Source organism: Pseudarthrobacter phenanthrenivorans (assembly GCF_000813845.1).
Taxonomy (GTDB): domain Bacteria; phylum Actinomycetota; class Actinomycetes; order Actinomycetales; family Micrococcaceae; genus Arthrobacter; species Arthrobacter phenanthrenivorans_B.
On record NZ_JWTB01000030.1, the window covers coordinates 1 to 20,609 of the forward strand.

Genomic DNA, 20,609 nt, shown 5'->3' on the forward strand with positions numbered 1-20,609 from the left:
CGGGGTTTCTGTCTTTAAGGGGACGCTGCTGCCCGCCTGCGGGAAGCAGTCAGGAACGGCGGTTCTTGGCCAGTTGCCTGTTGATCCGTGCTGCCCAGAACGGACCCTCGTAGAGGAAGGCCGTGTAGCCCTGCACCAGGGTGGCGCCGGCGTCGAGCCGTTCCTGGACGTCCTCCGCTGTTTCGACCCCGCCGACCGCAACCAGCGCGAGGGCATCACCCGTCGCATGCTTAAGGCGTTTCAGCACTTCGAGGGAGCGCCGTTTCAGGGGAGCTCCGGAGAGTCCGCCGGCCCCGCATTGCTCCACTTCGTGGGAAGGCGAGGAGAGTCCGGACCGGGCGATCGTGGTGTTGGTGGCGATGATGCCGTCCAGTTTCAGGTCCAGGGCAAGACGGGCCACGTCGTCGATGTCCTCGTCGCTGAGGTCGGGGGCAATCTTTACGAGCAGGGGTACGTGCCGCCCGGCGGCCCGGTCCGCTTCCTGGCCTACGGCGGTCAGGAGTGGGCGCAGCGTCTCCACATCCTGGAGCAGGCGCAGGCCCGGCGTGTTGGGTGAACTGACGTTTACCACCAGGTAGTCTGCAGCGGGTGCCAGGCTGCGGGCGCTGACCAGGTAGTCGTCGACGGCGTCGGCCAACTCCACTGCCTTGGTCTTGCCGATGTTGACCCCGATGACAGGCCGTACTGCCGGGTACTGCCGCTGAAGTGCAGCCCGGGCTGCCTTCAGCCGCGGCGCGACGGCCGCTGCGCCGTCGTTGTTGAAGCCCATCCGGTTGATGACTGCCCGGTCCTGGACAAGTCGGAAGAGCCGCGGCCTGTCGTTGCCCGGCTGGGCGTGCCCGGTGATGGTGCCTACTTCCACGTGTCCGAACCCAAGTTCGGTGAGGGCCTCGATGCCGTGGCCCTCCTTGTCGAAACCGGCAGCCAGTCCAAAAGGCGAGGGGAAGGTGACACCGAAGGCGGTGGTCTGAAGCGACGGCGCCGGGGCGGTCAGCTTCCGCAGGAGCTTCCCGGCGCCGGATGCGTGCGCGAGCCGGATGCCCTTGAATCCGATCTTGTGGGCGCGCTCGGCGTCCATCCATGAAAAGGCCAGCCTGAAGAAAATGGGATAAACGCGCATGCCTCCAGTTTCCCGTTACCTGGGGCGCCACACCAAAACGGGGACGCCGGCAGACGCGGAAGAAGTGCCGCCATGCCGGTTTACCATGAGGGCATGCACTGGCAGCAGGACATCCTGGGAGCGGACTTCGAGTCGCACTCCTTTCTGGCCAAGGGGCCTGACGGGGTGGAGCGGACGGCAACGCTGGTGCGGCTGCGGCCGTCCCCGGGCAGTGGCGCCGATGGCCGCCGGGCGGTGCTTTTCCTGCATGGCTGGAGCGATTACTTCTTCAACGAGGACCTGGCGCGCTTCTGGTCTTCGGCAGGCTATGACTTTTATGCGCTGGACATGCACAACCATGGCCGGAGCCTGCGTCCGGAGTCGCCGGGCGGCTACGTGGCGGACCTGGCCGCGTATGACGCGGAAATCGAAGAAGCATGCCGGATCATCCGTTCCGGGGGCGCTCCCGGACCGGTGGCGTTGATGGGCCACTCCACGGGCGGCCTGGTGGCAGCCTTGTGGGCCAGCAGGCACCCGGAGGAGGTGTCCCTGCTGGTCCTTAACAGCCCATGGCTGGAGATGCATGGGAGTGCGTTGGTTCGCCGCGCGGCGGCGGGCATGGTGCGTCCGGTGGCGCGGCTCCGGCCGCAGGCAGTTCTGCGGCTGCCGCAGCGTGGTCACTACTGGCGCACCATCAGCAGCGCTGCCGACGGCGAGTGGCCGCTGGATGAACGCTACCGGCCGCGCATGGCCTTCCCCGTCCGCGCCGGCTGGCTCAGGGCCGTGCTCGCCGGGCATGCCCGGGTGGCCAGGGGCCTGGGCATCGAGGCACCCATCCTGGTGCTGTTATCGATGGGCAGCGCCAACGGCCTGTTGTGGTCCGAGGAGATGCGGCACACGGACGCGGTCCTGGACGTCAACACCATCAGCGCCCGCGCCCTCACCCTGGGCCGGACGGTGACAGTGGAGCGGATCGACGGCGCACTGCACGACGTCTTCCTCTCTCCCGCCCCGGTCAGGGACGATGCCTACGCGCGTTTGCTGCGCTGGTTGCGGGCCTACGGCTGACGCTGGCCCGCCGCAGGTTCAGCGGGAGGTACCGCGGCCGCGTCCACCGCGCCGCCGTACCGCCGGTCGCGCCTGGCATATTCCTCCACGGCGGCCCACAGCGTCCGGCGGTCCACATCGGGCCAGAGCGTGTCCATGAACACGAACTCGGCATAGGCGGACTGCCAGAGCAGGAAATTGGACAGCCGCTGCTCCCCCGAGCTGCGCAGGAAGAGGTCCACGTCCGGCAGGTCCGGTTCGTCGAGGTATTTCTGGATGGTCCGCTCGGTGATCGCGCCCGGCTTCAGCCTGCCGGCCGCCACGTCAGCGGCAATGGCAGAAACGGCATCGGTGATCTCGGCCCGGCCGCCGTAATTAACACACATGGTCAAAGTACAGGTGGAGTTTGCCGCCGTGAATTCCTCGGCCTCCTCCAATTCGCGGATAACGGAGCCCCACAGGCGTGGGCGCCGGCCCGCCCAGCGGACCCTTACACCCCAGTCGTCCAGCTGGTTCCGTTGCCTTCGCAGCACATCCTTGTTAAATCCCATGAGGAAGCGGACTTCCTCCGGCGACCTGCGCCAGTTCTCCGTGGAGAACGCGTAGACGCTGACATACTCGATGCCCAACTCGATGGCACCCGCCATGACATCGAGGAGGGCGGGCTCACCGGCCTTGTGCCCCTCGATGCGCGGCAGGCCGCGCTGGTTGGCCCACCTGCCGTTGCCGTCCATGACGATGGCGACGTGCCGGGGGATGAACTCGGCCGGGATCGACGGGGCCACGGCCCCGGACGGATGGGGGTACGGTGCCACCACAGGGTGGGTGCGGCGGCGGGGTGCGGTGTTCTTTTTTCCCAGGGCCACTGTCAGCTACGCTCCACATGTTTGAGGGATTTCAGTACTCGTTCGAGATGCCACTGCAGGTAGGCGGCCACCAGCCCTGCAGCCTCCTTGCGGTGCTGCTGCTGGGAAGCGTCCGCCGTCGTCCAGTCGCCGGTGAGCAGCGCCGCCAGCAGGATGACGGTCTCCGGGGCGGGGGCAGGTGACCCGGGCGGCCGGCATTGGGTACAGACCATTCCGCCCAGCGGGGCGGAGAACGCGGTGTGGGGGCCAGGCGCCCCGCAGCGGGAGCAGTCCGTGAAGCTGGGCGCCCAGCCGCCCGTGGCCAGCGCGCGAAGGAGGTAGGAGTCGAGGATCAGGCCTGCGGCGTGTTCGTCCCGGCTCAGTGCCGCGAGGGCCCCGACCAGCAGGTTGTACTGCGCGGTCCCTGCCTCGCCGTCGACATCCGTAAGTTTCTCGGCTGTCTCGGTCATCGCGGCGGCGACGGTGTACCGGGCGTAGTCGGCAGCGATGCTTCCGCCGTAGGCGCCCTTCGCAACAGCCTGGGTAACGATATCCAGAGTGCGGCCCGACACCAGCTGAAGGTCAGCCACCATGAACGGTTCAAGCCGGGCCCCGAAGCGGCTGCTGGTGCGGCGCACGCCCTTGGCGACGGCCCTGACCTGTCCGTGGTGCTTCGTGAGGAGGGTGATAATCCTGTCCGCTTCCCCCAGCTTGTGGGTACGCAGCACCACAGCGTCATCCCGGTACGCCCGGGAGGCAAAAGAATTTTGGGCCACGCTCCATCTTCCCATCCCGCCGGGCGGCGGACCGCCAAGGCACGGGGATGCCGCCGGCGTTGGCCGGCGGCAACCCCCTGAGGTGTTAGGCCTGGGCGTCCCGGATGGCGCGGTTGACCGCGGAGATGACCGCTTTGAGGGACGACATGCTGGTGTTGGCGTCGATCCCGACACCCCACAGCACCCGCTCCCCCACCGCGCATTCGACGTAGGCCGCAGCCATGGCGTTGCCGCCTTCGGACAACGCGTGCTCGCTGTAGTCCAGCACGCGGACGTCCACGCCGTCCTCGTGCAGGATGTTCAGCAGGGCGGCGATGGGGCCGTTGCCGGTTCCGGTGCGGTTGACCTGGGCACCATCAATGGTGAGTGAGGCGTGAAGCGTCATGCCGCCGTCGGCATCCGTCTCCGTCTTGACCGCCCCCAGGGAATAGCGTCCCCACTGCCCGTCAGCCTGCCCGGAGGGCAGGTACTCGTCCTGGAAGATCTGCCAGAGCTGGGCGCCGCTGACTTCGCCGCCCACGGTGTCGGTGCGGCGCTGGATGACGCCGGAGAACTCGATCTGCGCGCGGCGGGGCAGATCCAGGCTGTGCTCGTTCTTGAGCAGGTACGCCACGCCGCCCTTGCCGGACTGGGAGTTCACGCGAATGACGGCCTCGTAGCTGCGGCCCAGGTCCTTGGGGTCCACGGGCAGGTACGGGACCTGCCAGGTGAAGTCGTCCACAGCTTTGCCAGCCGCCGCCGCATCCCGCTCCAGGGCCTCGAAGCCTTTCTTGATCGCGTCCTGGTGCGAGCCGGAGAAGGCGGTAAATACCAGGTCCCCGCCGTACGGCGAGCGTTCCGGGACCGGCAGCTGGTTGCAGTACTCCACGGTCCGGCGGACGTCGTCAATGTTGGAGAAGTCGATCATGGGGTCGATGCCCTGGACGAACAGGTTCAGGCCCAGGGTGACGAGGTCCACGTTGCCGGTGCGTTCGCCGTTGCCGAAAAGGCAGCCCTCGATGCGGTCTGCGCCGGCCATGTACCCCAGTTCAGCGGCTGCAACACCGGTCCCGCGGTCGTTGTGCGGGTGCAGGGACAGGATGATGCCCTCGCGGGGGTGCAGGTGGCGGCTCATCCACTCGATGGAGTCGGCGTAAACATTGGGCGTCGCCATTTCCACCGTGGCGGGGAGGTTGATGATGACCTGGCGGTCTGCGGAGGCTTCGAAAACGTCGGCGACGGCGTTGCAGACCCGGACGGCGTATTCCAGCTCGGTTCCAGTGAAGGACTCCGGCGAGTATTCGTAGGTCACATGGGTGTCCGCCAGGGTTTCCTCGTACTTCTTGCACAGCCGGGCCCCCTGCAGCGCAATGTCCAGGATGCCGTCCTCGTCCTGGTTGAAGACGACGCGGCGCTGCAGCACCGACGTGGAGTTGTACAGGTGGACGATGGCCTGCTTGGCACCCACCAGGGATTCATACGTACGTTCAATCAGGTGTTCCCGGGCCTGGGTCAGTACCTGGATGGTGACGTCGTCCGGGATGTGGTTGCCCTCGATGAGCTGGCGGACGAAATCGAAGTCCGTTTGGGAGGCGGAGGGGAAACCGACCTCGATCTCCTTGTAGCCCATGCGGACCAGCAGGTCGAACATCTTCATCTTGCGGGCCGGGCTCATGGGATCGATCAGCGCCTGGTTCCCGTCGCGCAGGTCGACGGCGCACCAGCGGGGGGCTTTGGTGATGACCTTGTCCGGCCAGGTACGGTCGGGCAGCTCAACCTTGATCTGGTCCTGGAAGGGCGTGTACCGGTGGGCGGGCATTCCGGAGGGCTTCTGTGCGTTTCGCATGATGTTCGTGGCCTTTTCTATCGATCTTCAGTGAAAGGGTGGCCGGGCAACACAAACTCCGCAGCGAGGGTGGGCCGTGCGCTAGATAGCGTCTGTGGCCTCGCCGCGGCAGCTAAGGAGAAGGAGCTCTGCACGCACACTTTGAGGGTAACACGGGTGCGTAAGATGAAAGGGCACTACCGTCCGTAAAGTCCAGCATGCAGACGCCTCCGGTGTACGGCCGGGCCCCGGCGTCACAGCAAAGGAGTTGCAGTGCCCATTTCGGGGATCGATCTGTCCACCATTGATCACACAGTCCGGCCGCAGGATGACCTCTACCAGCACATCAACGGCGCCTGGCTCAAAGCCACCGAGATTCCCGATGACCGGCCCCTGGAAGGCACGTTCACGGCGCTGCGTGACGGGTCCGAAATCGCTGTGCGCGACATTATCGAAGAGGCGGCAGCCAGGGGTTCCGACGCCAGCGGGATCGAGCGCAAGATCGGCGAGCTCTATAACAGCTTCATGGACGAAGCAGCTGTAGAAGCCAAAGGCATGGACCCCATCCGGGGACGGCTTGCCGAGGTGTTTTCCACTGCCTCGGTCCCGGACCTGATGGCCCTGGCCGGCCGGCTGTTCCGGGCCGACGTGGGCGGACTCTTCTACATCTACCCGGCGCCGGATGCCGGCAACCCCGACCGGGTCCTGCTGTACACGGGACAGGGCGGCCTTGGCCTGCCTGACGAGTCCTATTACCGGGAGGAAAAGTTCGCCCCCATCGTGTCGGCCTACAGAGCTCATGTGCAGAAGATGTTCGAGTTGGCGGAAGTTGGTGATCCGGAAGCTGCCGCGGGCCGGGTTGTGGGGCTGGAGACACGGCTCGCGTCCCACCACTGGGACAACGTGACGCTGCGGGACCCGCAAAAGACGTACAACCTCAAGACAGCCGACGAAGCTGCGGGGCTCTTCCCGCTGTTGGAGACCTGGTTTGATGCCGCTGGCATCGAGCCCGGGAAGCGTGCGGAGATCGTGGTGAGCACCCCTGACTTCTTTGCCGGTGCTGCCGGCCTGCTGGACGAAGTGCCGCTGGCCACCTGGCAGGAGTGGCTGGCCATGCGGGTGGTGAGTGCCGCCGCTCCCTACCTGTCGTCCCGGTTTGTGGACGCCAACTTCGCCTTCTACGGCACCACCATCAGCGGCACTCCACGCAACAAGGACCGCTGGAAGCGCGGCGTCGCCGTGGTCGAGTCCGCCCTCGGTGAGGCCGTGGGCCAGATCTATGTGGCGCGGCACTTCCCTGAGTCCCACAAGGCGCGGATGCAGACCCTGGTGGCAAACCTCATTGAGGCCTACCGCCGGAGCATCAACGACGTCAGCTGGATGGGCCAGGACACCAAGGCCGAGGCGCTCCGCAAGCTCGAGGCCTTCCGGGCCAAGATTGGCTACCCGGATGAATGGATCGACTACTCGGCCGTGCACATCGTCCCCGGCGACCTGCTTGGCAACGTGGAACGCGCCCACAACGCCGACGTCGACAGGCACCTGGACGAGGTGGGCAAACCCGTTGACCGGAACAAGTGGCTGATGACCCCGCAGACGGTGAATGCGTACTACCACCCGATGATGAACGAAATCGTGTTCCCCGCGGCCATCCTGCAGCCGCCGTTCTTCACGGCAGATGCTGATGACGCCGTCAACTACGGCGGCATTGGTGCGGTGATCGGCCACGAGATCGGCCATGGTTTTGATGACCAGGGCTCGCAGTTCGACGGCGGCGGAGCCCTGCGCAACTGGTGGACAGACGAGGACCGCCAGGCGTTCGAAGCCCTGACGGCGCGCCTTGTGGCGCAGTTCGACGCGCTCTCCCCCACCGCTGCTCCGGGCCACCACGTCAACGGGCGCCTCACGCTCGGTGAGAACATTGGCGACCTCGCGGGCCTGACGATTGCGTACAAGGCCTACCTCATCAGCCTCGGGGACAAGGAACCGGAGGTGCTGGACGGCATGACCGGCCAGCAGCGCTTCTTCGCCTCCTGGGCCGCCGGGTGGCGCCAGGTAATCCGGCAGGAGGAGGCCATCCGGCGGCTCGCCACGGATCCCCACTCGCCCAACGAGTTCCGGACCAACGCCATCGCCAAGAACCTCGATGCCTTCCACGATGCATTCGACGTGACGGCTGAAGACGGAATGTGGATGCCGGCCGGTGAGCGGGTCAGCATCTGGTAGCCGGACAAAAAGAGGCCCCGCCGTTGCCGGCGGGGCCTCTTTTGTCAGCTGCGCCTGTAGTCGCCCGGGAAGCGTGAACAGGAGCGTGCAGTTACCGGACGATGAGCTCCGGGTTGGCCTGCTGGCATACTTTGTCGCCGGCCGTCTGGTTGACGATGTCCTGGGGCAACGCCGCGGCAGCGCCTTCTCCTGCACCGTAGGACGTACCTGTGGTGAAATCGCTGCCAACATACACCTGGACGCCCGAGACCCCGGGAGCAGGGATCATGAGGGTCGCAGGGATCCCGAGCAGCGCGGCGACGTCCACGGCCACATCCTCGAAGCCGTTGCCGTAGTAGACCGCGGTTTTAGCCACCGGCTGGGCAAGGAACTGGCCGGTCTGCGTAAAGCCGCCTGCCACAAGCGCCTGGACAATTTCCTGGGCGCGGCCGTTGACGCCGCTTCCGTTGGCCACGGTCACGGGCTGGATGGCTTTGTTGTACGGCGGCACCGGCGGAGTGGTCTCAGTCGGGGCCGGGGACGGCGAAGCCGACTCGCCTGGTGATGGAGTGGTGGGGGCTGTGGGATCGGTCAGGTCGACATTCTTCCGCAGCGCGGAAAACAGTTGTGCGCCGGCGGGTTCGGCGATCACCAGCCGGTTGGGGTCGACCGGCGCGGGGGTGGTGGGCACCGCGACGAACGCCACCTTGCCGATGTCGATGTCCTTGAGCCGGTTTCCGATGGTCAGAAGGGTGGGGATGGAAGCCAGGCCGTCGTCGACGGTCAGGTTCTGGGTGACGACGTCGGCGATCTTCAGCATCTTTGCCGGGTCCGACAAGGTTCCCTCATCCTTGATCTTGCGCGTCAGTGAGGACAGGAAGCCCTGCTGTGCCTTGATGCGGCCCAGGTCGCCGCCGTCGGCAAAGGCGTGGCGGGTGCGAAGGAACGCGAGGGCCTGTTCGCCCTGCACCGAGGATGTCCCGGCGGGCAGCCGCAGCCGTGAGTCCGGGTCATAGACGGCGTCGCTGATGCAGACTTCCACGCCGCCGACGGCGTTGGACAGTTCCTTCACGGCGTTGAAGTCAGCCATCATGAAGTGGTCCACCTGCATGCCGGTCAGCTTATTGACCGTATCCACGGCGCAGCCAATCCCGGCCTCGCTCATGGCCTCGTTGATCATGACCCCCGTGCGGGCAGGATAGTCCTTATTGGTCTTCCGGTCTTTGCAGTCGGGGATGTCCACCAGCAGGTCGCGGGGGAAGCTGATGACGTTGACCCGCTTGTTGTCCTCGGAGATGTCCATCAGCATCATGACGTCCGACTTGCCGTAGCCGGTGGAGTCGTCCGAGGTTCCGTACTCCGAGTTCTTGCCGTCACGCGTATCGGAGCCGAGAATCAGGATCTGCAGGCGGCCGGTGGCGTCATTCCCGGGCGACTCAGTGCTTTCGCCGCCCGCATTCAGCGGCGCCTTGGTGATGTTGGTCTGGAGCCGGAAGAACCAGAATCCGGCGAACGCGGCAGCCGCCACCAGGACGAGTGCCACTACTCCCGTAAGGGCTTTCAACCACAGCGGCATGCCACGCAGGGGCCCGAGATGCCGTGCGGCGCCCACGTCATGGCTGTCCGCGTGACGGGATACCGGTCCCGGTCCGGCTGACAGGTCAGCCTCGTTGTCGCGTTCTCCGCGGCCTCGACCCACGTGGTGACCCTTCCTCTGAAATACGAAATCCGGTCCATTTTAGTGGTCCAGTCTGCAGAACTTGCCGGGGCACGCTCCAGCGAACGCCGTTTTGCGGGTCAGAAACCCAGTTTGACCAGCTGTTTCGGGTCACGCTGCCAGTCTTTGGCGACCTTCACGTGCAGGTCCAGGTAGATGCGCGTGCCCAGGAGGGCCTCGATGCCTTTGCGGGCATTGGTGCCGACTTCACGAAGGCGGCTTCCGCCCTTGCCGATGATGATCGCTTTCTGTGACGGACGCTCGACATAGAGGTTGACGCGGACGTCCAGGAGGGGATTGTCATCAGGGCGGTCCTCCCGGGGAACGATTTCCTCCACCACGACGGCGAGGGAGTGCGGAAGTTCGTCCCGGACTCCCTCCAGCGCCGCTTCGCGGATCAGTTCGGCCACCATGACTGCTTCGGGTTCGTCGGTCAGTTCGCCGTCCGGATACAGCGGAGGCGACGGCGGCATGTGGCTGATCAGGACGTCGGCGACGGTTTCAACCTGGAAACCGTCCGCGGCGGAGACCGGCACGATGTCCTTCCAGCCGTCCTCCCCCAGGACCTCGCGGCCGAGGGCTGCCACGGCAAGAAGCTGTTCGGTCAGTGCCTGCTTGTCCACCAGGTCGGCCTTGGTGACGATGGCGATGACCGGCTTGCGGCCGACGGCGGCGAGCTGCGCGGCGATGAATTTGTCGCCGGGTCCGATCTTTTCGTTGGCCGGCAGGCAGAAGCCGATGGCGTCCACCTCGGCGAGGGTGTCGGCCACGAGGTCGTTGAGGCGCTTGCCGAGCAGGGTGCGCGGACGGTGCAGGCCCGGTGTATCCACCAGGATCAGCTGGGCGTCGTCGCGGTGGACGATGCCCCGGATAGTGTGGCGCGTGGTCTGCGGCTTGGCGGAGGTGATGGCCACCTTCTTGCCCACCAGCGCGTTGGTCAGGGTGGACTTGCCCGCGTTGGGCCTGCCGACCAGGACGGAAAACCCGGCGCGGAAACCGCCAAAGTCGTCCGGTTCGGCAGCCTTATTTTTCTTGCTCACGTGGAACTCCCTGCTGGGTTGCTTCGGCCTCTTCCAGGAGGCCTTCAAGGTCAGTCTCTACTCTTGGTACGGGCGCCGCAATGATGTGGCTGACCCTGTTGCGCCGGCCTTCCAGCCGCTCCGCGCGCAGGGAGACGCCCTGCACCTCGACGCTGCTGCCGACGATGGGTACGCGGCCGAGCGCCTTGGCCAGGAGGCCGCCCACGGTGTCCACCTCGTCGTCGTCGATTTCCAGGTCGAACAGCTCGCCCAGGTCGTCGATGCCCATCCGGGCGCTGACCCGGTACGAACCGTCCCCCAGCGCCACGGCTTCCGCGCTTTCCGTGTCGTACTCGTCCACGATTTCGCCCACAATTTCCTCAATGAGGTCCTCAAGCGTGACGAGCCCGGCGGTGCCGCCGTATTCGTCGATCACGATGGCCACGTGCGTGGACTCCTTCTGCAGTTCGCGCAGGAGGTCGCTTACTGGTTTGGACTCCGGCACGTAGCGGACTTCGCGTGCCAGGGAATCCACCAGCGGCGGCTCCTGGTGCGCGCCCAGCTGGTGGATGACGGCGGCAACATCCTTGAGGTAGACGATGCCCAGGATGTGGTCCGTGTTTTCCTTGATCACCGGAATCCGGGAGTAGCCGGACCGCAGGAACAGGGACATCGCCTGGTGCAGGCTGGAGCCGGCGTCGATGCTGACGATGTCCGTCCTGGGAACCATGACAGCCCGGACAAGCGTGTCGCCGAAGTCGAAGACCGACTGGATCATCTCGGCTTCGGTGTCCTCGATCATGTCGGACTCGCTGGCCCGGTCCAGGAGTTCGCGGAACTCCTGTTCGCTGAAGAACGCGTCGTCGCCGCCCGGAGCCCCCGGCGCCGCGGAACTGCCCAGGGCCACCAGCCAGCCCGGAATCGGCCCCAGGACGCTGGTGAGGAACCGGACCATCGGAGCGGTGAAGCGGACAACCGCCGTCGAATGCAGCCTGCCAAGCTGGCGCGGCGAGACGCCCACGATCACGAATCCGAGCAGGGCCATGATTCCGGTGGCCACGAGCCCGGCGAGCCAGACGTTGTCCAGCAGGCTCGCTACGAGTACGGCTACCGCCACTGCAGACGCCATTTCGAACCAGACCCGCCAGAAGCGCAGGGCCCGGGTGTGGGCCACAGGCTCGGCAAGGATGCGGCGCATGGCCGTCCCCCGGCTCCTGTGCAGCGCCTCTTCGGCGTCATGCCGGGGAAGGAAACTGAATGCGGCCTCGGCTGCCGTCAGCAGGGCGGCGACGGCAAGGAAAACCAGTGCCACCGCGACCAGGAGCAGTTGCGTCACTGGGTTGTCTCGGCGGGTGCTTCTTTGCCGGTGAAGCCGGACAGGAGTTCACGCTGGAGCCCGAACATCTCCGCCTTCTCCTCCGGTTCGGCGTGGTCGTAGCCCAGCAGGTGCAGGATGCCGTGCGTGGTCAGCAGCAGCATTTCGGCCTCAAGCGGGTGGCCGGCATTCCTGGCCTGGACCTTTGCAACCTGCGGGCAGATCGCGATGTCGCCCAGCATGCCCTGCGGCGTCGGGCGGTCGGGGGTTCCGGGTGTCAGCTCGTCCATCGGGACCGAGAGCACGTCCGTTGCCCCCGGTTCGTCCATCAGCTCGATGTGGAGCTTCTCCATGGCCGGTTCGTCCACCAGGAGGATGGACAGCTCGGCCTGCGGATGGATGTAGAGCTGCTCAAAGATGTACCGCGCCAGGGCCACCAGTGCGGCTTCGTCCACCTGGACGCCGGACTCGTTGTTGACCTCGATGCTCACGCGTGTTCCCCCCGTTTTTCCCGGCCCGCGGAGTGCTTGACCCGGTTCCGCTGGGCTTCATCCCAGATGCTGTAGGCGTTGACGATGTCCCCGACCAGCCGGTGCCGCACGACGTCGGCGGCGTCCAGGACGGAGAAGTTGACGCCGTCGATTCCCTGCAGGATTTCCTCGACGATCCGCAGGCCCGAGCGGGTGCCGAAGGGCAGGTCCACCTGGGTGATGTCTCCGGTGACCACCATCTTTGAACCGAATCCGAGCCGGGTGAGGAACATCTTCATCTGCTCCGGTGTGGTGTTCTGGGCTTCGTCAAGGATGATGAAGGCATCGTTCAGGGTACGGCCGCGCATGTACGCCAGGGGCGCCACTTCGATGGTTCCGGCTGCCATGAGGCGCGGGATGGATTCGGGGTCCATCATGTCGTGCAGGGCGTCATAGAGCGGCCGGAGATAGGGATCGATCTTGTCGCTGAGCGTTCCGGGCAGGAACCCGAGCCGCTCCCCTGCTTCGACGGCGGGCCGGGTCAGGATGATCCGGCTGACCTCTTTTTGCTGCAGCGCCTGGACGGCTTTTGCCATGGCCAGGTACGTCTTGCCGGTGCCGGCGGGGCCGATGCCGAAGATCACCGTGTTCACGTCAATGGCATCGACGTAGTTCTTCTGGTTCAGCGTCTTGGGCCGGATGGTCCTGCCGCGGCTGGAAAGGATGTCGTGGGTAAGTACATCCACGGGATTCTGGAGGGACTGGGTGCGCAGGAGCGCCGCCAGCTGCTGAAGAACGGCGGGTGTGATGACCGTGCCGCGGGCCACCAGTCCACGGACTTCCTGGAGGAGCCGCATAATGCGGGGCACGTCGCTGGTCGGTCCGCTGATGGACAGTTCGTTGCCGCGTGCATGGAAGTTGACGTCCGGGAACTGCTCTTCGATGAACCGCAGCGCCTCGTCGTGGCTGCCAAGCGACTGAACCATTTGGTCTGAGTTCTCAAAGAGGACTACCTCGGTCCGGATTCCGGGCAGGGAGTGCGGGAATTCCCCGGGACTGCCTTCGCCCGTATTAAGCCGGCGCTTACCATTTGCTGATTCAGTCATGGTGCTGGCCCGCAGGCCTGTGGTCCCCTCGAAGATCGACGTCGCTTGTTTTCTCTGCCGGGCCGGGATTCCGCTGCGCGGAGCTCCATGCCCAGTGATCCCTATATCTTACGCCAGCCCCTGCCCAGGCAGGGTCCATGCCCGGGTGGCCGGCGCCTTGCCGGGCCGGCGCCCCCGCAGGGTTCCCCGGCGCAGGATGCGCAACTGCTGCCGCAGCAGGCAGCGTCAGACCGGGTTTGGTATCAACTTCATATCGGCCTCATATCGTTCCCGTTGCAGTTGGACCGCAGGAGCCAAAAGTGCCGTTGTGGAGTGGTCCCCCTATGCAATGCTGGAAAACCAGCATCTGCTGGGAAGCCAGGCCGCCAGGGGAACGGCCCGCCATGCCAGGAAAGGACAAGGGCAGGACAATGCCGGTTTCCTCTGTGCCCGAACGGGCAGGACGATCGATGGGGCGCCTGCGCCCGGCCGTCCTTGCGGGGATCCTCGTGTTCGTCCCCGTCCTTGCGGGCTGCACTGCGGAGGGCGGACCGGCCCCGACCGGCACCATCGCATCCGTTCCGGCGACGGGCGGGACCGTACCGGATGCTCCGGCCACCAGCGCGCCACTGGAAACCACCCAGTCTTCCAACAAGGCTCCGGTGTACTGGATCGGCCGCAGCGGCGGAAACATCTTCCTGTACCGCGAGTTCCGGGACGTCCCGGAGCAGGAGAATCCGGTGACGCGGGCGCTGCGCGCGATGATGTCGGAGAAGCCGCTGGATCCCGACTTCTTCACGCCCTGGCAAAACCCGGACAAGCTTGCCACCTCCATTTCGGGCAAGGACATCATCACCGTGGATGTCTCTTCCGACGCCTTCAACAGCAACCTGGACGCCGACATGGCCGCGCGCGCAATCCAGCAGTTGGTCTATACGGCCACGGCTGCCGCCGCCAGTTCCGGCCTGATCGACACCGGCCAGCAGGTCAAGGTCAGGATCCTGGTGGACGGCCACACGGACTATGTCGCTTTCGGCAAAGTGCAGCTGGGTGCCTTGATGACCCGCGCTGCCGGCCTGGTGGCACCGGTCTGGATCATCGATCCGCAGGAGAACGCCGAAGTGGCCGCCGGGAGCGTCAAGATCACCGGCCGCAGCACATCTCCTGGCGCGAAGCTTCGCTGGCAGATCCTGCAGTCCCCCGAAGACAGCACCAAGGCTCCGTTCCTGACGGGCGAAACCACGGCGGCCGCGGAACAGGGGCAGGCCGGCGTTTTCACGCTGGCCCTCAACCTGCCCGCCGGCGACTATGAACTGCGGGTGGCGCAGGCAGGGGCCGGAGGCGAACCGGACCGGAACGAGGACACCAGGTCCTTCAAGGTCCGGTAGGAGTCCAGCGGCCAAGGATGTCGCTGGCAAGGACGACGGCGGCCGGCCCCGCTGTGGAGGAGCGCAGGACGTGGTGCCCCAACAGGGCAGTCACGGCGCCTTTGTCGCAGAGCCTGGTGACCTCGCGGGGACTGATCCCGCCTTCCGGTCCCACGATGAGCAGGATTTCACGTGCACCGGGACCGGTTTTTCCCTGCCAGTCCTCGAGGACGGTGCGCAGCGGCCGGACAGCGTCCTCGTGCAGGATGACGGCCAAGTCCGCTGCTTCCACGGCCGCGGCGAGTCCGGCTGTTTCGACGGCGGGGCGCACCTCGGGGATCCACGCGCGCCGCGCCTGTTTGGCGGCCGCCGCTACCGTGGACTCCCATTTTGCGTGTGCGCGCGCTGCCCGGTCGCCCTTCCAGCGGACGATGGACCGCTCAGACTGCCACGGGATGACGGCGTCGATGCCCAGTTCGGTAGCGGTCTCGATGGCCAGCTCGTCACGGTCTCCCTTGGCCAAGGCCTGGACCAGTACCAGCCGGATGTCCGGCCTCTCTTCCCTGCTGAGCTCTGCGCACTCGACGTCAAGGGCGGAACCGGCGGCCGAGACCACTTTCCCGGTCATCCGCGTACCGGCGCCGTCCACGATGTCCACCGCTTCGCCCGGAGACAGCCGCTTGACGGTCACCGCGTGCCGGGCCTCTGGGCCCTCGAGGAGGAACATGCTCCCCGCTGTCATCCCTGACAGTGAACCGGCGGAGGTGAAGAAGACGGGGTTGCTCACCGCTACAGGTTACCGAACCGGTCCCGGAGCTTGGCGAACATCCCGCCGCTGGCGGCGAGCTTGCCCTCGGTGATCTGTTCGCTGCGGAGCTTCGCCAGCTGGCGCAGCAGGTCCTCCTGGGCGGAGTCAAGCTTGGCCGGAGTGTCCACCTGCAGGTGGACCTTCAGGTCGCCCCGGCCGTAGCCCCTCAGGTGGGTGACACCCAGTCCGCGCAGGGTGATGATTTCCCCTGACTGGGTACCGGGCTTGACGTCGATCTCCTGCGTGCCGTCGAAGGTCTCCAGGCTGACATCCGTACCCAGCGCAGCCGCGGTCATGGGGATGTGCAGGGTGGCATGCAGGTCATCGCCTTCGCGCACATAGGTGGCATCGTTGTTGACGCGGATTTCGACGTACAGATCGCCGGTGGGGCCCCCTGCCGGTCCGGCCTCGCCCTGGCCGGAGAGCTGGATGCGGGTTCCGGTGGCAACGCCCGCGGGTACCTTAATGGTCAGCGAGCGGCGGCTGCGGATGCGGCCCTGGCCGCTGCACTCGTTGCAGGGGTCCTTGATGACCGTGCCGAAGCCTTCGCAGGTGCCGCAGGGGGCTGCGGTCATGACCTGGCCCAGGATGGAGCGGACGGCCCGCTGCACCTGGCCGCTGCCGCCACAGATATCGCAGCGCTCGGGATGGGTCCCCGGACGGCAGCAGGATCCGTCACACGTGGGGCAGACCACGGCAGTGTCCACTTCGAGCTTCTTATTGACGCCGAAGACGGCGTCGCGCAGGTCGATCCGGACGCTGATAAGGGCGTCCTGGCCGCGCCGGACCCTGGACGCGGGGCCGGCGCTGCCGCCGGCACCGAAGAAGGTGTCAAAAATGTCCTGGAAGGCAAAGCCCTGGCCTGCGTAGCTTGCACCGCCGAAGCCATTGTCCGTGCCGTTCTCGTTCCCGGTGGTGTCATAGACCCGGCGCTTCTGGGGGTCGGAAAGGACCTCGTAGGCGTGAGTTACCGCCTTGAAGCGTTCCGCAGCGTCGTCACCGGGGTTTACGTCCGGGTGGAGGGTGCGGGCCAGCTTGCGGTAGGCCTTCTTGATCTCCTCCCCGGTAGCTTCGGGTGAGACTCCAAGGACGTCATAGTGGCTGCTCAAAGTTCGTATCTCTTCCTTGTTGTACTGCGTTCAGTCGGCGGCCAAGCTCTTGTCTTCGGGCCGGACAGCTCCGGCGGCAAAGAGTCAGGGCCCCAAAATCCTGGAAAGGTAGCGGGCTACTGCCCTGACGGCGGCCATGGTGGTGGGATAGTCCATCCGGGTCGGGCCGAGGATTCCTACTTTCGCGGCGCTGTCCGGACCATAGCCGGTGGCCACCACGGATGCCTCGGCGAGTCCGTCATAGGGGTTTTCCCGCCCGATGCTCACAGCCACACCGCGGTGGTCCTGCGCCATTTCACTCAGCAGGCGCAGCATCACCACCTGCTCCTCGAGCGCCTCCAGCACCGGGCCGATGCTGAGCGGGAAATCCACGTTGGACCTGGCCAGGTTGGCGGTCCCGGCCATGACCATCCGGTCCTCCCGGCTGCTTTGCGCCAGTGCCTCCAGCCCCAGGGCCAGCGCGTGTGCTGCCTGGCGCTGCGCGTGGGGCGTGGCGGCCACGACGGCGGGAAGCGCCTGCGCAAGCTGGCTCAGCCGGGTTCCGCCCAGGGCACCAAGGAACCGGGTGCGGAGCTCGGCCAGCACGTCGTCACCAAGGTCCTGTCCGACGTCGATGACGCGCTGCTCCACTTTGCCGCTGTTGGCGATCAGGACCACCAGTACTTTGCGCGGGGCCAGCAGGACGAATTCGATGTGGCGGACAAGTGCCCGGCTCAGGTGCGGGTACTGGACCACGGCCACCTGGTTGGTCAGTTGCGACAGCAGCCGGACGGTGCGTTCCAGGACGTCGTCGAGGTCATCTGCACCTTCCAGCAGGGACTGGATGGCCCGGCGCTCGGCGGCCGACAGGGGTTTGACGGCCGAAATCTGGTCGACGAAAAGCCGGTAGCCCTTGTCGGTGGGAATCCTGCCGGCGCTGGTGTGCGGGGCCGTGATGAGCCCTTCATCCTCCAGCGCTGCCATGTCGTTGCGGATGGTGGCGCTCGAAACGCCAAGGTGATGCCGCTCCACCAGGGCCTTCGACCCCACGGGTTCGCGGGAGTGGACGTAGTCCTCAACGATGGCCCGCAGTACTTCCAGTTTGCGTGGCTCGCTCACTCTCCACCTCCATCCATGGTCCGGGGCGCGCGCCCCGCCCGGTGCCAGCCAGGGGTTAGCACTCGACATGCCTAAGTGCTAACAGTCTATTATGCCTTGCCCCGTTGTTAGCATTGGTACCGCTCCGGGCGAAATTCCGGGGCCAGGGACCTAGTGCTAGGCGGATGACTTCATGGATTACCAGAACTGGGGACCCCGGGGAATCTCCGCTCCAGCCCGGACGGAACTTCCCGAGGTTCCCGTCCAGCGCGGCATGGTGCTTGAGGAAGTCCAGTCCGGCTGGGTGGGGGCCGTGACGCGGGTGGAGAAATCCGGCGGGATGCACGTGGTGGCGCTGGAGGACCGGCGGGGCAAGTCGCGGACTTTCCGGCTGGGATTCGGTTTCCTGCTCGAAGGCCAGCCCATCCGGCTGATGCCGCCGGCACCCAAGGCTGCAGCCACCGGAGCAGCCGGGCGGACCGCATCCGGGTCCGTGCGGGTGGAAGGCCAGCGCGCCCAGGTGGCGAAGGCCAGCCGGATCTGGGTGGAAGGCAAGCACGACGCCGAACTGGTGGAGAAGGTCTGGGGAGACGACCTGCGCGTGGAGGGCATCGTCGTCGAGCCCCTGCACGGTATCGACGACCTGGCCGGCGCCGTCGCCGCGTTCAAGCCCGGCCCGGGCCGGCGGCTGGGTGTGCTGGTGGATCACCTGGTCCCCGATTCCAAGGAATCGCGCATCGCGGACGCCGTCATGGCTTCCCCGGGGGCCGCGGGCAACGTCCTGATTGTCGGCCACCCCTACGTGGACGTCTGGCAGGCCATCCGGCCCGCCGTCCTGGGCATCGACAAATGGCCTGCCGTTCCCCGCGGGCAGGACTGGAAGACCGGGATCCTGAAAGCGTTCGGCTGGCCGCACGCCACCAAGGAAGACATTGGGCTCGGATGGCAGAAACTGCTGGGGGCCGTCCGCACGTACGCCGACCTGGAAGCGTCCCTCCTGGGACGGGTGGAGGAGGTCATCGACTTCCTCACCGTGCCCTGACGGCCGGGCAGGTCCCCAACAGCCAGTATTCTTGGTATTGCGGGTGCCTTGCAGACATACACGGCACACCCCCACCGCGCCAGAACATGAAGCCAGCACCACTTGCACCTCCGAAGGAACAGACTGTGGCAGACAACGCACGTGATCACAGGGACGGCCAGGGCCGTTCCGAGTACCATGGCGTCCCCGCCAATGCGCTGCCGCTGACGGCCAGCGAAGACCGCCAGTGGGCCACGCTCGCACATTTCGGTGGAATCCTGGGATGCGTCCCGTCGCTGCTGATCTACCTGATCTTCCGGGACCGCGGACCGTTCACCGCCCAGGAATCGAAGGAAGCACTGAACTTCAGCCTGCCGCCCACCATCGCCGCCGTGCTGGCCAACATCCTGGTGTTCATCCCCTACGTGGGAAATATCTTCGCCGTCATTGCCACGCTGATCTGGGTGGCGCTCACCTGCTTCTCCGTGGCAGCGGGAATCCACGTCAACCGGGGCCAGCCGCACCGGTACCAGCTCAACCTTCGCTGGATTAAGTAAGCGGCGTTCCGGGCCCGCCGCTGGCGTCCGGATTCCCGGAAGGACCCTCCGCGTCAGTCCGGGAGGATCCGGCGGACCACTGCGTCGGCCAGGAGCCTGCCCCTTAGCGTCAGGACCAGCCGTCCCCGGAAGGCGTCAGCGGGTTCCACGAGGCCGTCGGCGATCAGGCCGGCCACCTGGTGCCTGCCTCCGGCAGTAAGCGTCGACAGGTCCAGCCCCGACTGCAACCGCGCTTCAAGCATCACCCGTTCCATGGTCCGGGTCTGCGCATCCAACGTTTCCCTGCCCGCCGCAGGCGACAGCCCCTGGGACAGCCGGTTGGCATACGCTGCCGGATGCTTGACGTTCCACCAGCGGACACCGCCAACGTGTGAGTGGGCGCCGGGCCCGATGCCCCACCAGTCATCGCCCCGCCAGTAGGCAAGGTTGTGCCGGCACACCTGCTCAGGCGTGCGCGCCCAGTTGCTGACCTCGTACCAGCCAAGCCCGGCTTCGGTGATCAGCTGGTCGGCAAGCTCGTATTTGTCAGCGTGGTCGTCGTCGTCAATTCCCGGGACCTCGCCGCGGCGCATCTGCGCGGCCAGCTTGGTGCCCTCCTCAACGATCAGCGCGTAGGCGCTGATGTGGTCGGGCCCATACGAGAGCGCGGTGTCCAGGGAGTGGCGCCAATCGGCCAGCGACTCCCCCGGAGTTCCGTAGATCAGGTCCAGGCTCACGGCGAGCCCCGCTTCGCGGGCCCACTGCACCACCTGCGGCACCCGGCTGGGAGTATGGGTGCGGTCCAGGACCTTGAGCACATGCGGAACGGCGGACTGCATGCCGAAGGAGACCCTGGTGAAGCCCGCCTCCTTGAGGACCGCCAGGGACTCGGGCGTGACCGAATCAGGGTTCGCCTCGGTGGTCACCTCGGCACCATCCTCAATTCCCCACTGGTCGATCGCCGCCCGGAGGATCATGGCGAGGTCGTCCGCGGGCAGCAGCGTGGGCGTGCCGCCCCCGAAGAAGACGGTGCTGAGCTTCCGCTCCGGCAGCCCTGACCTCGAGAGCACCGCCGCCGCCAGCGACACCTCCGATACCGCGGTTCCGGCATAGGCGTCCTGCGACGCCCCGCCGCCGAGTTCGGTGGCGGTGTAGGTGTTGAAGTCACAGTAACCGCACCGGACAGCGCAGAACGGAATGTGGACGTACAGGCCAAAGGCCCGGGCCGCCGCACCGTCCGCTGCCTGGTCAGGCAACAGACCGTCCGACGGCGCCGGGTCGCCGAGGGGAAGCACGCTGGGCATCAGCG

The 20,609-nt window shown here is 66.3% G+C and carries 18 protein-coding genes; 5 read left to right on the plus strand and 13 right to left on the minus strand.

Annotated features, from left to right (window positions below; translation table 11 throughout):
- Nucleotides 1-49: 49 nt before the first annotated feature.
- Nucleotides 50-1,120 carry a quinone-dependent dihydroorotate dehydrogenase gene (locus tag RM50_RS15000; RefSeq protein ID WP_043454290.1) on the minus strand — a complete coding sequence of 357 codons (1,071 nt, stop codon included), beginning with the start codon at nucleotides 1,118-1,120 and terminating at the stop codon, nucleotides 50-52.
- Between the two features lie 93 nt (nucleotides 1,121-1,213).
- On the opposite strand from RM50_RS15000, the gene RM50_RS15005 reads away from it, so the two are divergent.
- Nucleotides 1,214-2,167, plus strand: a complete 954-nt coding sequence (locus RM50_RS15005) for an alpha/beta hydrolase (RefSeq protein ID WP_043454554.1) — start codon at nucleotides 1,214-1,216, stop codon at nucleotides 2,165-2,167.
- On the opposite strand, the gene RM50_RS15010 is transcribed toward RM50_RS15005, so the two are convergent.
- From RM50_RS15010 to leuA, 3 genes are all read right to left on the minus strand, one after another.
- Complete coding sequence (locus tag RM50_RS15010; RefSeq protein ID WP_043454292.1) at nucleotides 2,158-3,012, minus strand: isoprenyl transferase; 855 nt, start codon at nucleotides 3,010-3,012, stop codon at nucleotides 2,158-2,160. The genes RM50_RS15005 and RM50_RS15010 overlap by 10 nt on opposite strands.
- A 2-nt stretch (nucleotides 3,013-3,014) precedes the next feature.
- Entirely contained in the window at nucleotides 3,015-3,767 is a 753-nt protein-coding gene (gene recO / locus RM50_RS15015; protein WP_043454294.1) for a DNA repair protein RecO, read from the minus strand.
- An 85-nt stretch (nucleotides 3,768-3,852) separates the two neighbouring features.
- Complete coding sequence (leuA, locus tag RM50_RS15020; protein ID WP_043454297.1) at nucleotides 3,853-5,592, minus strand: 2-isopropylmalate synthase; 1,740 nt, start codon at nucleotides 5,590-5,592, stop codon at nucleotides 3,853-3,855.
- A gap of 252 nt (nucleotides 5,593-5,844) precedes the next feature.
- Here leuA and RM50_RS15025 point away from each other — a divergent pair, with 252 nt between their 5' ends.
- A complete protein-coding gene (locus RM50_RS15025) occupies nucleotides 5,845-7,797 on the plus strand; it encodes a M13 family metallopeptidase (RefSeq protein ID WP_043454299.1) in 1,953 nt (650 codons plus the stop codon).
- A gap of 91 nt (nucleotides 7,798-7,888) precedes the next feature.
- On the opposite strand, the gene RM50_RS15030 is transcribed toward RM50_RS15025, so the two are convergent.
- From RM50_RS15030 to RM50_RS15050, 5 genes are all read right to left on the minus strand, one after another.
- Nucleotides 7,889-9,475: an LCP family protein gene (locus RM50_RS15030; protein WP_082007102.1), complete on the minus strand. Its 1,587-nt coding sequence runs from the start codon at nucleotides 9,473-9,475 to the stop codon at nucleotides 7,889-7,891.
- A gap of 98 nt (nucleotides 9,476-9,573) precedes the next feature.
- Nucleotides 9,574-10,533 (minus strand): GTPase Era, encoded by a 960-nt coding sequence (era, locus tag RM50_RS15035; protein ID WP_043454301.1) that lies wholly within the window; start codon nucleotides 10,531-10,533, stop codon nucleotides 9,574-9,576.
- The gene (locus tag RM50_RS15040) at nucleotides 10,517-11,848 is read right to left on the minus strand and encodes a hemolysin family protein (protein ID WP_043454303.1); all 1,332 of its coding nucleotides are present in this window, start codon (nucleotides 11,846-11,848) and stop codon (nucleotides 10,517-10,519) included. The genes era and RM50_RS15040 overlap by 17 nt, the downstream gene beginning before the upstream one ends.
- Nucleotides 11,845-12,318, minus strand: coding sequence for an rRNA maturation RNase YbeY (gene ybeY / locus RM50_RS15045; RefSeq protein ID WP_043454305.1), 474 nt, complete (start codon nucleotides 12,316-12,318; stop codon nucleotides 11,845-11,847). The genes RM50_RS15040 and ybeY overlap by 4 nt, the downstream gene beginning before the upstream one ends.
- The gene (locus RM50_RS15050; RefSeq protein WP_043454308.1) at nucleotides 12,315-13,403 is read right to left on the minus strand and encodes a PhoH family protein; all 1,089 of its coding nucleotides are present in this window, start codon (nucleotides 13,401-13,403) and stop codon (nucleotides 12,315-12,317) included. Before RM50_RS15050 ends, ybeY begins: the two co-directional genes overlap by 4 nt.
- A gap of 449 nt (nucleotides 13,404-13,852) precedes the next feature.
- Here RM50_RS15050 and RM50_RS15055 point away from each other — a divergent pair, with 449 nt between their 5' ends.
- Entirely contained in the window at nucleotides 13,853-14,770 is a 918-nt protein-coding gene (locus RM50_RS15055) for a GerMN domain-containing protein (RefSeq protein WP_043454312.1), read from the plus strand.
- Here RM50_RS15055 and RM50_RS15060 read toward each other — a convergent pair.
- The 3 genes from RM50_RS15060 to hrcA form a co-directional block, all read right to left on the minus strand.
- Nucleotides 14,757-15,536 (minus strand): 16S rRNA (uracil(1498)-N(3))-methyltransferase, encoded by a 780-nt coding sequence (locus RM50_RS15060; RefSeq protein ID WP_043454315.1) that lies wholly within the window; start codon nucleotides 15,534-15,536, stop codon nucleotides 14,757-14,759. The genes RM50_RS15055 and RM50_RS15060 overlap by 14 nt on opposite strands.
- Before the next feature lie 2 nt (nucleotides 15,537-15,538).
- Nucleotides 15,539-16,666: a molecular chaperone DnaJ gene (gene dnaJ / locus RM50_RS15065; RefSeq protein ID WP_043454317.1), complete on the minus strand. Its 1,128-nt coding sequence runs from the start codon at nucleotides 16,664-16,666 to the stop codon at nucleotides 15,539-15,541.
- Between the two features lie 84 nt (nucleotides 16,667-16,750).
- Nucleotides 16,751-17,764 carry a heat-inducible transcriptional repressor HrcA gene (hrcA, locus tag RM50_RS15070; RefSeq protein ID WP_043454320.1) on the minus strand — a complete coding sequence of 338 codons (1,014 nt, stop codon included), beginning with the start codon at nucleotides 17,762-17,764 and terminating at the stop codon, nucleotides 16,751-16,753.
- Nucleotides 17,765-17,936: 172 nt separating this feature from the next.
- Here hrcA and RM50_RS15075 point away from each other — a divergent pair, with 172 nt between their 5' ends.
- The gene (locus RM50_RS15075; RefSeq protein WP_043454323.1) at nucleotides 17,937-18,785 is read left to right on the plus strand and encodes a DUF3097 family protein; all 849 of its coding nucleotides are present in this window, start codon (nucleotides 17,937-17,939) and stop codon (nucleotides 18,783-18,785) included.
- 125 nt (nucleotides 18,786-18,910) lie between these two features.
- Nucleotides 18,911-19,321: a DUF4870 domain-containing protein gene (locus RM50_RS15080; protein WP_043454327.1), complete on the plus strand. Its 411-nt coding sequence runs from the start codon at nucleotides 18,911-18,913 to the stop codon at nucleotides 19,319-19,321.
- 53 nt (nucleotides 19,322-19,374) lie between these two features.
- Here RM50_RS15080 and hemW read toward each other — a convergent pair whose 3' ends face one another.
- On the minus strand, nucleotides 19,375-20,604 hold the full coding sequence (hemW, locus tag RM50_RS15085) for a radical SAM family heme chaperone HemW (RefSeq protein WP_043454330.1): 1,230 nt from the start codon (nucleotides 20,602-20,604) through the stop codon (nucleotides 19,375-19,377).
- Between the last annotated feature and the right edge of the window lie 5 nt (nucleotides 20,605-20,609).